This window comes from Micromonospora sp. IBHARD003 (genome assembly GCF_056106285.1).
On the sequence record NZ_JBWBBX010000001.1, the window covers coordinates 4,433,168 to 4,446,780 of the forward strand.

Sequence of the window (13,613 nt, forward strand, 5' to 3'; positions counted from 1 at the left end):
CGTCAACCGCCGTGCAGTTCCAGGCCGACGAGCACGGCCCGGTGGTCGCTGCCGGTGAGGTTCACGACCCGGGCGTCCGTCACCCGGAAGTCGTCGCTGACCAGTACGTGGTCGATCTGTGTGCCGAGCGGGCGGGGCGCCGAGGAGGGCCAGGTCGGGGTGGCGTACGCCCCGGCGAGGCGGGCGCCGTCATGGAGGCGGCCCGCTTCCAGGACGTGGCGGAAGGCGGCATGGTGCTGGGTCGCGTTGAAGTCGCCCGCGAGAATGGTGGGTGCCCCTGCCGTGGTGGCCGCGTAGTCCCGTACTCCGCCCAGCCCGGCACGCCAGGAGGCGGTACCGCCGGGGATGGGCGGCAGGGGATGCGCGAGCTGCAGCCCGACCGTGCGGCCGCCGATCCGTGTCTCGGCGCCCGGCATGGCCAGTCGGCCGGGGATGCCCGCCGTGATCCGGGTGAAGGGGTATGCGGAGAGGATCGCCGACCCGCGCGCGAGCTCTCCCTCGACGACCTGGCGATACGGGAGGTCCGCGGCCGGGATCCCGCCGCGCAGCGCCGCGCTGCAGGCGGGGTCGCATTCCTGCACGAAGACCAGGTCCGGCCGTTCCCGCCGCACGGTGGCGACGAGGGCCGCAGTGGCGTTCCCGAACTCGACGTTCGCGGTGAGCACCCGGAGGCGGGCGACGACGGGACCCCGCGCCCCGGTCGCGTCGGAGCCGTACGGACGCGCGTACCACCCGGTCACCGCCAGCACGGCCAGCGCGCAGACGGCGAGCACCCTCCTGCGGGCGAAGGCGGCGAGCAGCAGCCCGAGCCCGGCGGGGACGAGCAGCCACGGCAGGAACGCGAGGAGCTGCGTCACCGGCGTGATGGCGTCCGCGTCGGCTGCGCGGCAGCCGACGACGACCGCGACCGCGGCGGTCAGCAGCCCGGCGGACCAGGCGGCGGCTCCCCGCGGGGGCGGGACGGAGGCCGGGCCCGTGGCGGCGCAGGGACCCGGTGCGGCGGCGGGCACAGGGGCGGTCGCGGGTGGCGGCACGGACTTCGGCCCGCCGTCACCGGGGTGCCGCACGTCTCCCGCAGGCGGTCGCTCGCGTGCCTGCGGGTCGGTGCCGGCCGGGGAGTCCGGCTCGCCGTGCTCGGCGCTCCGGTCACCGGTGCCGTGCTGCAAAGGGTCCATGACGGTGGAACGGACGAAGCGGGTGAAGGGTTCTGCCGGGTCGTGCGGCGAGCCGGCGGACCTCACCGGTCACGGCACCGGCGTCAGTGCCGCAGCGCGCGCTCGACCACGGCCTGCGGCGTGCCCGACAGCTCGCGGTTGCTGGTCGCCTGGGCCGACTTGGTGCCGCCCGCCGGGACGTCGTCGATGCTGACGACGACGGCGTCGAGCAGATTGCCGTCCGCATCCTTGTAGTTGACCTGGATCGTGTAGTCCGCCGTCTTGCTCGCGCTGTTGGTCGCGGTGATCTCGGAGACGGCGCGGTCGTTCTTGTTCTCGGTGGGACCGGCCTTCACATCCGCCTTGGCGTCGATGCCGCCTTGGATGTCCGCCAGCTGGGCGGTGGCGGAGGCGATGAGGTCGCTCGCCTTGGACGCCGCGGACTTGGGTGTCTCCTCGGTGTCCGAGCAGCCGGTGAGCGCCGCCGCGATCAGTGCGGCGGCGATGAGTGCGTTGCGGGGGCCACGAGTGCCTCGGGGCGTTCTCATACGGCCCAGGGTGCGCCGGGGCAGCGCAATCGGCCACTCGGTGCGTCCGTCCGGGAAGGCGGTGGGCGGGCCCTCACTCGGACGGCTGTGCCGGCAACGTCGCCGGTGCTCCTGCCTTCGCCGTCAGTCCTCGTTCCGGACGGGTGCGAGCTTGCGCAGCGCGTCGATCAGGAGCTCGACGCCGAACGCGAACTCCGCGTCGTGGTCGGTGACCGCGAGGATCGGCGCGACCTTCGCGACCGCGGGGAAGCCGGAGTCCGCGAAGTAGGCCGCCCTGGTGCTTTCCACCTCCGCACGGTCGCGGTCCTGGGACGGCGGTGACGTATGGATCTCCCGCAGCAGCGAGCCGACCTGGAAGGAGACGAACAGCCGCAGTGCGTGCACGGCGGTGGCCTCGTCGAAGCCGTGGTCGAGCATCATGGCGAGCATGGTGTCCACCGGTGCCAGCGCGGTGGGCGTGGACAGCTGGCGCATCAGGACCAGTTCACCGGCGCGCGGATGACGCATGGCCGCCTGGCGGAAGGCGTAGGCGAGGGTGCGGATGCCCTCCTCCCAGCCACCGGGCATCCGGTGCGGCATGTGCATGCGGTCGGTGATGTACTGGGTGACTCCGTCGAGGATGTCCGCCTTGCTCTGCACGTGGTTGTAGAGCGACATCGCCTGCACACCGAGTCCGGCCGCGATGCGTCGCATGGACAGTGCGTCCACGCCCTCCTCGTCGATGATCACCAGTGCCGCCCCGACGATCCGCTCCCGGGTCAACGGTTCGCGGGGTGGGGGAAGTTCACGTCCTGAACCCTGGGCCATGGTGGTGGCTCCTCTTTCGGGTGGCTACGCGCGGTAACGCTTGACGGCTTACAGCGTAAGTGCTTCTCTCCTGTCTCGTACTTACGGTGTAAGTGGCGCGCCTGCGCGGAGGCACCGCGATATGCGCGCGTCCACGTCAGCACGGCAACCATCGTCTCTCAGCCCGGCCCCTCGCCGGGTCTCCCCCCGGCCGCAGGAGACCCACATGTCCGTGCGCACCACCGCCATCCCGCAGCGGAGCTCGGCTCAGACCGTGCATCATCTGGACTGCGCACCGATGCGTCCCTTCGGTGGCATCCCCCTCGTCTCGCACTGCCTCCTGATCCCGACCGCCAGCGGTCTCGTCCTCGTGGACACCGGTCTGGGCGCGGCCGACGTGTCCGACCCGCGGCGGCTCGGAGGGCTGTTCCGCCATACGATGCGGCCCGAGCTCGATCTCTCGCGTACGGCCGTCCACCAGGTGAGGGCGCTCGGCTACGACCCCTACGACGTGCGGGACATCGTCCTGACCCATCTCGACATGGACAACGCGGGTGGCCTGGCGGACTTTCCGCACGCCCGGGTGCACGTCATGGCCGACGAGTACCGGTCGGCGATGCGCCGCGACACCCGGCTCGAGGCGAGCCGCTATCTCCCCGCCCAGTGGGCGCACGGTGTCGACTGGCTCGTCCACGACTCCGCCGACTACGCCTGGTTCGGCTTCCCCGCGTCCCGGGTGCTGCGCGCCCCCGACATCCTGCTGATCCCCCTGCCCGGTCACACCCGCGGCCACAGCGCGGTCGCCGTACAGCAGGCGGGCCGCTGGCTGCTGCACGCCGGCGACGCCTACGTCTTCCACGGCGAGACCGACCTCAGGCGTCCACGCTGCCCCCGCCCGCTCGCCCTGCACCAGCGGATGGCCGCCGACGACCACCGGCTGAGGCTGGATCAGCTGGAGCGGCTGATCCAGCTGCGCCGGGCCCATCCGCGGCTGATCCGCATCTTCTCGTCGCGCGACGCACACGAGTTCGACCTGCTGTCGAGCGGAGTCTGAGGCCCTGGGACCCTCCTGCCGGTCATGGCACGGGCCGTGCGACGGGCCTGAGCGACCGTCATGAGCGGCCGAGGTGCCGCTCGATCGCCTGCCGTGCCGCTTCGAGAACGGCGGCGCGGCCGGCAGGCGGGCCCGCGCGATGCGGCGCGGCCTCGCCCGGCGCGGGCGCCGCGTCGGGCGCCCGGTCGGCCGCGTCCTCGATCAGCGCAGCGGGCCCGTCGTCGCCGAGCCGCCGCAGCAGCCCGGCGAGGTTGCGCAGGGTGGTCCACAGATGGGTCCAGTTGCCGGTACGCGCGAAGTAGTCGATGACCTCGCGATAGCCGGCCAGCGCCTCGTCGACACGGCCCGCGCGGGCCCGCAGCGACAGCAGTCCCACGGTCGCGACACCGACGAGGAACGTGGCGCCCGCCGCACGGGCCAGTTCGATCGCACGCAGATAGTGCCGCTCGGCCTGCTCGCAGCGGTCGTCGAGGCTCTCGATCTCCCCGGCGACATAGGCGGCCCACGAGCGCATCGAAGGCGACACCGCTTCGGCCAGGGCCCGGTCGTTCAGGCCTCGTGCCGCTTCCGTATCCCCCGCGTAGGCCGTCGCGAGGGCGGCGATCCCGAAGGACTCGCGGCGTGGGCCGGCCAGCGCCGCCGCGGCGATGGCGTGCTCGACCACGTCGTCGTACGCGCCCCGCGCCAGGTCGGCCACCGCGAGCACCATCAGACAGCGCCAGAGTGTCTCGGGCTCCGCGCCGTCGCCCGCCTGCTCAAGACCGCTGCGCGCGAGCCGGTCGGCCGTACGGTGGTCCCCGCCGTGGTAGGCGGCCTCCGCCGCCGTACCCAGCACGGCCGCGGCACGCGGGTGTCCGGCGACGGCCGGATCGTCGGCCAGCTCACGCGCCCAGTCCCGCAGCTCGACGAGGTCGCGGTAGGCGATCGCGTCGAACAGCCCGGCCACCATCGACGCCGCGCCGTCCAGCGAACCCCGGCTCCGGGCCAGCCGCCATGCGGCCCGCAGGTTCGGCAGCTCCAGGCGCAGCACCGCGTCGGCCTCCGGCTCCCGCTCGGAGCTCATGGCGGTGTCGATCCACGCGATCAGCTCGACGGCCCAGCGCTGCATACGGCCGGCCGCGTCCGCCTCCTCGCCGTCCGCCGCGAGCCGGTCAAGACCGAAGGCGCGCAGCGTGTCCAGCATGCGGTAGCGGGTGCCGCCGTCGAACGACGCCTCGATCATGGACGCGTCGACGAGCCGGGCCAGTGTGCTCCCGGGATCGCCCCGAAGGCCCAGCTCGTCCGCGAGCCGCTCGGCGGTGCCGAGGCCGACACCGTCGGCGAACACCGACAGCTGCCGGAACAGCCGCTGCTCGTCCTCCGACAGGAGCCGGTACGACCACTCGACGGTGGCGCGCAGGGTCCGGTGCCGGGCGTCCGTGCCCGTCGTGCCGCCCCCGAGCAGATCGAGCGAGCGGTCGAGACGGGCTCGCAGATCGCCGAGCGAGAACGTGGACAGCCTTCCCGCCGCGAGCTCGATGGCCAGGGGCATCCCGTCGAGCCTGGTCACGATCTCGGCCACGGCACCCAGCTCCGCCCGCGTCGGCGGGGGACCGCGCCTGACCCGGCCCGCCCGGTCGAGGAAGAGCGCCACGGACGGGGACCGCGAGGGGTCCTGACCGGGCTGCGGCAGCGGCAGCGGGCTCAGCCGCGAGACGTGCTCGGCCGGCAGCCCGAGCGGCTCACGGCTGGTGGCCAGCAGATGGAGTCCCGGGCACGAGGCGAGGAGCACGTCCGCGGTGTCGCGGACGCCGTCGAGCAGATGCTCACAGTTGTCGATCACCAGCAGTCCTGGCCGGTCGGCCAGCACGGCCGCGCAGGCGGTGAGGACGTCCCCCCGGTCGACCTTGAGATTGAGGGCCGCCGCCAGTGCGTGCGGGATGGCGGTGGCCGCGGTGACCGGTGCGAGCGGCAGCACCGTCGCCGTACCGCTCTGGCGCGCGACCTCCTCGGCCACCCTGGTCTTGCCGACACCACCCGGACCGACGATCGTGACCAGCCGTCCGCCCGCCAGCAGCCGGTGCACGGCGGCGATCTGCGCGTCCCGGCCGACCAGCCGCGTGACCGGCGGGGCGGACGCCTCGGACGGTCCGGCCGCGGCACCGCCCGAACCGCCGATGATCTCGCGTTCCAGCGCGTCCAGCGCGGGTGAGGGGTCGAGACCGGTCTCGTCGACGAGACGGTGCCGGTAGTCCCGGCCGATGCGCAACGCCTCCGGCGCCTGCCCGGCCGCAGCCAGGGCCCGCATGTGCAGCAGGACCGCGGGTTCCCGCAGCCGGTCGGCGGCCGACGACGCGGCCGCGAGGCCCAGGACCCCTTCGGCGCGTCCCGCGGCCACGGCGGCGCCGATCAGCGCGTCGGTGACCTCGTGGCGCAGCTGCGCGTACTCCTCGACGGCGGCGGCGACGGGCACGACGTCCATGAGATCCGCCAGCACCGGTCCCCGCCACAGCCCGTGTGCCTCCCGCAGCAGCGCGAGCGCCGCCGCCGGGTCCCGCCGCGCCGTCGTACGCGCCGTCGCGAGCAGCGCCCGCGCCTCGGCCACGTCGAGTTCCTCGCGCCCCAGTGCGAGCCGGTAGCCGTCGTGAGCCGTCTCGAGCCGGACGGCAGCGGGCCCGAGGTGCCCCCGCAGCCGGGACACATGGTTGTGCAGCGCCTGACGTCCCGATTCCGGCACCTGCGACGGCCACAGGGCGTCCAGCAGCCGGTCGGCCGTCACGATCCGGCCCTCGGCGAGCGCCAGCAGTGCGAGCACCGCGCGCCGCTTCGGCCCCGGTACGTCCACGGGGGTCCCGCCGACCAGCAGCCGCAGCGGCCCGAGCACCTCCACCCGGACCGGCGGCGGTCGCCCTGCTGCCATGGCACTCCTCGTGTCGAGCATGTCCGGTGACATGGACGAACGCGGCCCTGTTAGCACGACGATAGCCCGTGCGAGGGCGGTGAAAGGCGGCACGACGAGCGTGGCATCCATGACCGGCGAGCACGAGCCGGCCGAGCGAAAAGGAGAAGGAGATGGACCACGCGAAGGTTTCGGAGTTCCTCGGGCGGTTCGTGGCGGACGCCGGGGCGGCCGGTGCCGCGGGCTCGGTGGTGATCGGTCACCGGCTGGGCCTCTACCGTGCGCTGGCACAGGGCCCCGCGACGCCCGAGCGGTTCGCAGAGCGCACCGGCTGCCACCCGCGCTATCTCACCGAGTGGCTGCGCGGCCAGGCCGCGGGCGGGTACGTGTCCTACGAGCCGGCCACGGGCGAGTTCTCGCTGACCGAGGAGCAGGCGTTCTGCCTGGCCGACCCGGACGGCCCCAATCTGCCGGCCGCGTTCCTCGTCGTGCTGGGATACCTGCGAGCCGAACCGCGGATCACCGAGGCGTTCCGCACCGGGGAGGGGGTCCCCTGGCACGAGCACCACGAGGACGTCTTCACCGGCTGCGACGCGTTCTACCGTCCCGGCTATGTGGCCGAACTGGTGCCCAGCTGGATCCCGGCGCTCGAGGGGGTCGACGCGAGGCTGATCGCGGGGGCGCGGGTGGCGGACATCGGCTGCGGGCTCGGCACCTCGTCCCTGCTGGTCGCCGAGGCCTATCCGCGCACCACGGTCACCGGCGTCGACTACCACGCGGAGTCGGTCGAGCTGGCGCGCAAGAAGGTCGCGGAGGCCGGGTTCGCCGACCGGGTCTCCTTCGAGGTGGGGACCGCGCAGGACTTCTCCGCCGCGGACCTGGACCTGGTGATGATGTTCGACTGCCTGCACGACATGGGGGACCCGCTCGGCGCCGCCCGGCGGATCAGGAAGGCGCTGGCCCCGGACGGCACCTGGCTGCTGGTGGAGCCCAACGCCTCCGACGACCTCGAGGAGAACCTCAACCCGGTCGGCCGGCTGTACTACAGCGGCTCCACGTTCCTCTGCGTGCCCAACAGCCTCTCCCAGCAGGGCGGCTACGCCCTCGGAGCACAGGCCGGGGAGGGCGCCGTCCGCCAGATCGCCGCCGACGCCGGTTTCACCCGGTTCCGTCGGGCCGCGCAGACGCCGTTCAACCTGGTCTACGAGATCCGGCCGTAGGGCGGGCGTGGCGGCGTGCGCGGCAGACGCGCGCGGGGCGTCGAGTGGCCCCGCCGGGTCCGTACGGGGTACGGACCCGGCGGGGCCGTGGCCTTCCCGGTGGGTGCTGTCGTCCGGGCGGTGGCCGGTCAGGCGGTCAGACGGTCTTGGCGGTGCGCTGCTGCGACTTGTCGTGGGCCAGTGCCCAGATGACGAAGATCGAGATCGCCATGGAGCAGATCGCCCAGATCGGCTGGTAGGGCAGGAACAGGAACTGCGCGATGATGTTCAGCGACGCCAGAGCGATACCGGTGACCTTGGCCCACTCGGCGTTCTTGAGGATCCCCCAGCCCGTGACGGCGAGGATGACTCCGAGGATCAGGTGGATCCAGCCCCAGCCCGTGAGGTTGAAGGCGTAGATGTAGCCGCCGACGCGGGTGTAGACCGTGTCCTCGGCGATCGCGGCGATTCCCTCGATGATGTCGATGATGCCGACCACCGTCAGCAGGACACCGGCGAAGAGTGTGCCGCCGCCCGCCCAGGCGTCCTTGGTGCTCGGCCCGGGGTCGCGCGGGGCCGTCTGGTTCTGGGGTGCTGTGTTCTGGCTCATGGCGCCAGCATGCGGTGAATGGGGTAAATCGGATATTCCGATTGAGCCATTCGGGGGATGTGTCGTTCCACTTGCCACGTCCGCCGTCCGGGTGTCCGCTGGTGGGTGAACCGGCGGACGCCGGGACGGGCAACGGACAGGGACGGAGCGGGGGACGGAGCGGGGGACGGAGCGGAAGGAGCACTGCCATGGCCGCACATGCAGCGGTGCCGGCGCGGCACCACGGCACTCTCGGATGGGCGCTGCCTCTCACCATCGGGGTCGTCTACGGCTTCTATACGTCCTTCATGGCGCGCGAGGCGGGTGAGTCCGTCGGTGGGCAGCTGGTGATCGGCTTCGTCTCCGGTGCGGTGCTCGCCGCACTGTGCTTCGTACTCGGCCGCTACCAGAGCGCACTGCCGCGTGAGCTGCGCGCGGGGGCGTACGCGGCGCTCATGGGCATCGCCGTCGGCTATCTCTACAGCCTGAGCGGGCGCAGCATCCTCACCGTGATCGCGCTGGCCCTGGCTCTCGCGGTCGCCACGCTCATCGTCACGTTCTACTTCTTCTACACGCACGAGGACTGATCGCGTACCTCCCGTCACGACCGCCGCCGCGCGGCGCCGGACCGGATCCGGCCCCGCGCGGCGGACGTGCGAGAACCCTGGCCCCGGCGGGTTTCCCGTGGTGAAGTGACGGGATTCGGTCAGCAGCGGTGAGTTTTTGCCACGGCGCCGGTCTGAACCCCCGGAAAGGCGTTGTGTGCGGTCCGCCGCAGCCAGGAACCGAAGGGACCGAAGGAACGACGATGAGTACAGATCTGGCCATCGAGACATCAGGCCTGGTGAAGACTTTCGGGGAGAACCGGGCCGTCGACGGCGTCGACCTCCGGGTGCCCGCGGGCACCGTCTACGGCCTCCTCGGGCCGAACGGCGCAGGCAAGACCACCACCGTGAAGGTGCTGGCCACCCTCCTCAGACCGGACGGGGGCCAGGCGCGCGTCTTCGGCAGGGACGTGGTCGCGGACGCGGACGCGGTACGCGGCCGGGTCAGCCTCACGGGGCAGTACGCGTCGGTGGACGAGGACCTGACCGGCACCGAGAACCTCCTGCTGCTCGCCAGGCTGCTCGGCCACGGCAGAGCAGCCGCCCGCGAGCGGGCCGCGCAGCTGCTGGACGCCTTCGGGCTGTCGGATGCCGCGAACCGCCAGGTGAAGCACTACTCGGGGGGCATGCGGCGCCGTATCGACATCGCCGCGTCCATCCTCAACACCCCGGACCTGCTCTTCCTCGACGAGCCGACGACCGGCCTCGACCCGCGCAGCCGCAATCAGGTGTGGGACATCGTCAGGGCGGTCGTCTCCCAGGGCACCACGGTGCTGCTCACCACGCAGTATCTGGACGAGGCCGACCAGCTGGCGTCCCGGATCGCCGTCATCGACCACGGCCGGGTGATCGCCGAGGGCACCAAGGGCGAGCTGAAGGCTTCCGTCGGCGCCGGCGCCGTCCATCTGCGGCTGCGCGACGCCGACCGCCGTGCGGAGGCCGAGCGCATCCTCGCCGTCGCGCTGAACGCGTCCGTGCAGCTCGAGCCCGACCCGCTGGCCCTCACGGCCCGCGTCGACGGCCACGGCACCGAGCTGGGCGCGGCCGAGCAGGCCGCGCGTGCCCTGTCCGAACTGGCCAGGGCCGGCATCACCGTCGACACCTTCGCACTGGGCCAGCCCAGTCTGGACGAGGTCTTCCTCGCCCTCACCGACACGAAGACCGCCACCGCGGCGGAGCCCAAGGGGGCCATCGCATGAGCACCGTCGCCACCAAGGACGCCGTCGACCTCACCCTCGTCGCGCCGAAGACCGAGGACCTGGCCGCCCTCCTCGTCGCCGGTTCCCGTCCACCGCGGCCGGGCGCCCTGTCCGCGTCGCTCACCTTCGGCTGGCGGGCCATGCTCAAGATCAAGCATGTGCCCGAGCAGCTCTTCGACGTCACGGCCTTCCCGATCATGATGGTGCTGATGTACACGTACCTCTTCGGAGGGGCGCTGGCCGGCTCGGCCGACGCGTACATCCAGTTCCTGCTCCCCGGCATCCTGGTGATGAGCGTCGTGATGATCACGATGTACACGGGGGTCGCGGTCAACACCGATATCGAGAAGGGCGTCTTCGACCGCTTCCGCACCCTGCCGATCTGGCGACCCGCGCCGATGGTCGGCTACCTGCTGGGCGATGTCGTCCGCTACTTCATGGCCTCGGTGGTGATGCTCACCGTGGGCATGGCCATCGGCTACCGGCCGGACGGCGGAGTGAGCGGCATCCTGCTCGGCGTCGCGCTGCTGATGCTCTTCTCGTTCTCCTTCTCCTGGATCTGGACGATGTTCGGGCTCATGCTGCGTACCGAGAAGTCGGTCATGGGCGTCAGCATGATGGTGATCTTCCCGCTGACCTTCCTGAGCAATGTCTTCGTCGACCCGAGGACCATGCCGGGATGGCTGCAGGCGTTCGTGAACAACAGCCCGGTCACCCATCTCGCGACCGCCGTACGCGAACTGATGGCGGGTCACTGGCCGGCGGCGGACATCGGCTGGACGCTGGGCTGGTCGGTGGTGTTCGTGAGCGTCTTCGGTGCGATCACGATGCGTCTGTACAACCGCAAGTGAGTGATCCGGGCCCGGAGAGGGACCGGCGGTGAGCGTCGTGGGACCGGCGACCCGTCAGTCGAAGCGGAGATCGGCGAGCTGCCGCTCGAACTCGGTCATCCCGTCGGTCCCCGCGTCACCGTCGGTCCCGTCGGTCCCCGCGTCACCGTCGGTCCCGTCGGTCCCGGCGTCACCGGCCGGACGGGCGGCCGCCCGCGCGGCCATCAGAGCGGCCAGCTCCCCTCCGGCCCGCCGGATCCTGGCGGGAAGGCCCTCGGTGTACTCGTCGCCGCCCGAACCCCAGTCCTCCGACGCCGCGTAGACGGCGGTCGGTGCGATGAGCGCCCTCAGATAGGCGAAGAGCGGCCGCAGGGCGTGGTCGAGTACCAGCGAGTGGCGTCCGGTACCGCCGGTCGCCCCGATCAGCACGGGTGTGCCGGTCAGAGCGGTCGGGTCGATCAGATCGAAGAACGACTTGAACAGCCCGCTGTAGGAGGCCGTGAAGACCGGCGTCACGGCGATCAGGCCGTCCGCCGCCGTCACCGCGTCGATCGCCGCCGCCAGCGGGGGCGGCGGAAAGCCGGTGACCAGGTTGTTGGCGATGGGGACGGCCAGGTCGCGCAGCTCGACGACCTCGACCTCCACCTTGCGGTCCTGCTCGGCCAGCTCACGCTGCACGGCCTCGGCCAGCCGGTCCGCGAGGAGCCGCGTCGACGAGGGGCTGCTCAGTCCGGCGGAAACGGCGACGAGCTTCAGCTGCTCCATGGTCAGACCTCCTTGCCGGCGGTGGCAGCGGCGGCGGCGTCAGTGGTGCCGGTGGAGTCGTCGGTGCGGCGGGCGGCGACGGCCGGATGGACGGGCGCCTCAGGCACCCCGGCGGCCCGCAGGTTGGCGAACTCCTTGCGTAGGACCGGCACGACCTCCTCGCCCAGGATGTCGAGCTGCTCCAGCACGGTGTTGAGCGGCAGACCGGCGTGGTCCATGAGGAACAGCTGGCGCTGGTAGTCGCCCACGGCCTCGCGGAATGTCAGGGTCCGCTCGATGACCTGCTGCGGGGAGCCGACGGTCAGCGGGGTCTGCTCGGTGAAGTCCTCCAGGGACGGGCCGTGCCCGTAGACGGGCGCGTTGTCGAAGTACGGGCGGAACTCCCTGACCGCCTCCTGCGAGTTCTTCCGCATGAACACCTGTCCGCCGAGCCCGACGACGGCCTCCTCGGGCGTGCCGTGCCCGTAGTGCGCGAACCGCTTCCGGTAGAGCGCGACCATGCGCTGGGTGTGCTCCATGGGCCAGAAGATGTTGTTGTGGAAGAAGCCGTCGCCGTAGTACGCGGCCTGCTCGGCGATCTCCGGTGAGCGGATGGAGCCGTGCCAGACGAACGGCGGAACGCCGTCCAGCGGGCGCGGGGTGGAGGTGAAGCCCTGCAGCGGGGTGCGGAACCTGCCCTCCCAGTCCACGACGTCCTCCCTCCACAGCTTGTGGAGGAGCGCGTAGTTCTCGACGGCGAGCGGGATGCCCTGGCGGATGTCCTGTCCGAACCAGGGGTAGACCGGTCCGGTGTTGCCGCGCCCCATCATCAGATCGACGCGTCCGTCGGCCAGGTGCTGGAGCATGGCGTAGTCCTCGGCGATCTTCACCGGGTCATTGGTGGTGATCAGCGTCGTGGACGTGGACAGGATGAGGTTCTCGGTGCGCGCCGCGATATGCCCGAGCATGGTCGTCGGCGAGGAGGGCACGAAGGGCGGGTTGTGGTGCTCGCCGGTCGCGAAGACGTCCAGACCGACCTCCTCGGCCTTGAGCGCGATGGCCACCATCGCCTTGATCCGCTCGTTCTCGCTCGGGGTGCGGCCGTTGGTGGGATCGGTGGTCACATCACCGACGGTGAAGATCCCGAACTGCATCGCGCTCGCCTCCAGGGGTTCCAGTTGGTTTAACTTTAAACCGACAGCTGGAACGGAGGCGGCCCAGGATCTATTCCGCCGTACGCTGGAGCGGCCCACCCGCCACCGGAGGAGAGCCCCGCATGAGCGACATCGAGCGCTGGAAGGAGCGCGGCGTCGCCCTGCGCGTCTTCGTCTACGTCTTCGCGACCCACCTCTTCGCCGGCTTCGTGTGGCTCCTCTTCTATGTCGGGGAGCACGCCAAGAAGTGAGCGCGGGCGCGAGTGCGCCTCACAGCTCGCCGGTGTCCAGCTCCAGATCGAAGGGCGCGGGCAGACGCAGCGCGGTCCCGAAGGGGTGTGGCCCCTCGACCCGGGTGTAGCCGAGGTGACCCGGCTCCGAGAAGAGGGTCACGCTGCGCTCGACGCGGTCGACCAGGAGGTAGAGCGGGGCGCCGTACTCGGCGTAGCGGCGGCGCTTGACGACGCGGTCGGTCTCGCCGTTCGACTCGGAGGTGACCTCGACGATCAGCAGGGTCTGATCGGGTACGAGCGCGCCGCCGCCCTTGGCGTCGTCGACATGGACAACGGCGATGTCGGGGATGTACCAGTTGGGAGATCCCGGCAGATCCAGGTTGCCCGAGCCGGTGACGCAGCCCATCTCCCTGGCGCGGGGCTTGATCTGGTCGCGGATGACCTCTGCCGCGACTTCGTGGTCCCACCCCGGTGACACTTGCTCGATGATCCCTTCGACGATCTGGGCACGGTCGCCCCGGATGTTCTGGATGGCGTACTTCAGGGCGCGCTCGGGATCGATGCCCTCGGTGTAATCAGCAGGCGCGGTGGTCATGCGCCTCGCTCCCTCCGGTCGCGGGGTGACGTCACCTGTTCACGT

The 13,613-nt window shown here is 71.6% G+C and carries 14 protein-coding genes; 6 read left to right on the forward strand and 8 right to left on the reverse strand.

From position 1 onward, the window contains the following. Positions 1-2 precede the first annotated feature (2 nt). From ACTWOL_RS19755 to ACTWOL_RS19765, 3 genes are all read right to left on the reverse strand, one after another. Positions 3-1,175, reverse strand: a complete 1,173-nt coding sequence (locus ACTWOL_RS19755; protein ID WP_474298076.1) for an endonuclease/exonuclease/phosphatase family protein — start codon at positions 1,173-1,175, stop codon at positions 3-5. Positions 1,176-1,258: 83 nt separating this feature from the next. Beyond that, complete coding sequence (locus ACTWOL_RS19760; protein WP_474298077.1) at positions 1,259-1,702, reverse strand: hypothetical protein; 444 nt, start codon at positions 1,700-1,702, stop codon at positions 1,259-1,261. A gap of 123 nt (positions 1,703-1,825) precedes the next feature. Further along, positions 1,826-2,509, reverse strand: a complete 684-nt coding sequence (locus ACTWOL_RS19765) for a TetR/AcrR family transcriptional regulator C-terminal domain-containing protein (RefSeq protein WP_474298078.1) — start codon at positions 2,507-2,509, stop codon at positions 1,826-1,828. 205 nt (positions 2,510-2,714) lie between these two features. Between ACTWOL_RS19765 and ACTWOL_RS19770 the strand changes: the two genes are divergently transcribed. Beyond that, positions 2,715-3,542, forward strand: coding sequence for an MBL fold metallo-hydrolase (locus ACTWOL_RS19770; RefSeq protein ID WP_474298079.1), 828 nt, complete (start codon positions 2,715-2,717; stop codon positions 3,540-3,542). 58 nt (positions 3,543-3,600) lie between these two features. On the opposite strand, the gene ACTWOL_RS19775 is transcribed toward ACTWOL_RS19770, so the two are convergent. Next, the gene (locus ACTWOL_RS19775; RefSeq protein ID WP_474298080.1) at positions 3,601-6,441 is read right to left on the reverse strand and encodes an AfsR/SARP family transcriptional regulator; all 2,841 of its coding nucleotides are present in this window, start codon (positions 6,439-6,441) and stop codon (positions 3,601-3,603) included. 152 nt (positions 6,442-6,593) lie between these two features. On the opposite strand from ACTWOL_RS19775, the gene ACTWOL_RS19780 reads away from it, so the two are divergent. Then, the gene (locus ACTWOL_RS19780) at positions 6,594-7,640 is read left to right on the forward strand and encodes a class I SAM-dependent methyltransferase (RefSeq protein WP_474298081.1); all 1,047 of its coding nucleotides are present in this window, start codon (positions 6,594-6,596) and stop codon (positions 7,638-7,640) included. Positions 7,641-7,776: 136 nt separating this feature from the next. Here ACTWOL_RS19780 and ACTWOL_RS19785 read toward each other — a convergent pair whose 3' ends face one another. Then, the gene (locus ACTWOL_RS19785; protein ID WP_474298082.1) at positions 7,777-8,229 is read right to left on the reverse strand and encodes a DUF7144 family membrane protein; all 453 of its coding nucleotides are present in this window, start codon (positions 8,227-8,229) and stop codon (positions 7,777-7,779) included. A gap of 188 nt (positions 8,230-8,417) precedes the next feature. On the opposite strand from ACTWOL_RS19785, the gene ACTWOL_RS19790 reads away from it, so the two are divergent. From ACTWOL_RS19790 to ACTWOL_RS19800, 3 genes are all read left to right on the forward strand, one after another. Then, positions 8,418-8,795 carry a hypothetical protein gene (locus ACTWOL_RS19790; protein ID WP_474298083.1) on the forward strand — a complete coding sequence of 126 codons (378 nt, stop codon included), beginning with the start codon at positions 8,418-8,420 and terminating at the stop codon, positions 8,793-8,795. Positions 8,796-9,016: 221 nt separating this feature from the next. Next, on the forward strand, positions 9,017-10,012 hold the full coding sequence (locus tag ACTWOL_RS19795) for an ATP-binding cassette domain-containing protein (RefSeq protein ID WP_474298084.1): 996 nt from the start codon (positions 9,017-9,019) through the stop codon (positions 10,010-10,012). After that, positions 10,009-10,863, forward strand: a complete 855-nt coding sequence (locus tag ACTWOL_RS19800) for an ABC transporter permease (protein WP_474298085.1) — start codon at positions 10,009-10,011, stop codon at positions 10,861-10,863. Before ACTWOL_RS19795 ends, ACTWOL_RS19800 begins: the two co-directional genes overlap by 4 nt. 54 nt (positions 10,864-10,917) lie before the next feature. Here ACTWOL_RS19800 and ACTWOL_RS19805 read toward each other — a convergent pair whose 3' ends face one another. Continuing rightward, entirely contained in the window at positions 10,918-11,607 is a 690-nt protein-coding gene (locus ACTWOL_RS19805) for an FMN reductase (protein ID WP_474298086.1), read from the reverse strand. A 2-nt stretch (positions 11,608-11,609) separates the two neighbouring features. Next, on the reverse strand, positions 11,610-12,740 hold the full coding sequence (locus ACTWOL_RS19810; RefSeq protein ID WP_474298087.1) for an LLM class flavin-dependent oxidoreductase: 1,131 nt from the start codon (positions 12,738-12,740) through the stop codon (positions 11,610-11,612). A gap of 122 nt (positions 12,741-12,862) precedes the next feature. On the opposite strand from ACTWOL_RS19810, the gene ACTWOL_RS19815 reads away from it, so the two are divergent. Continuing rightward, positions 12,863-12,991, forward strand: a complete 129-nt coding sequence (locus tag ACTWOL_RS19815; RefSeq protein WP_474298088.1) for a DUF6126 family protein — start codon at positions 12,863-12,865, stop codon at positions 12,989-12,991. Between the two features lie 19 nt (positions 12,992-13,010). Here ACTWOL_RS19815 and ACTWOL_RS19820 read toward each other — a convergent pair whose 3' ends face one another. Beyond that, positions 13,011-13,568, reverse strand: coding sequence for a Uma2 family endonuclease (locus tag ACTWOL_RS19820; protein ID WP_474298089.1), 558 nt, complete (start codon positions 13,566-13,568; stop codon positions 13,011-13,013). Between the last annotated feature and the right edge of the window lie 45 nt (positions 13,569-13,613).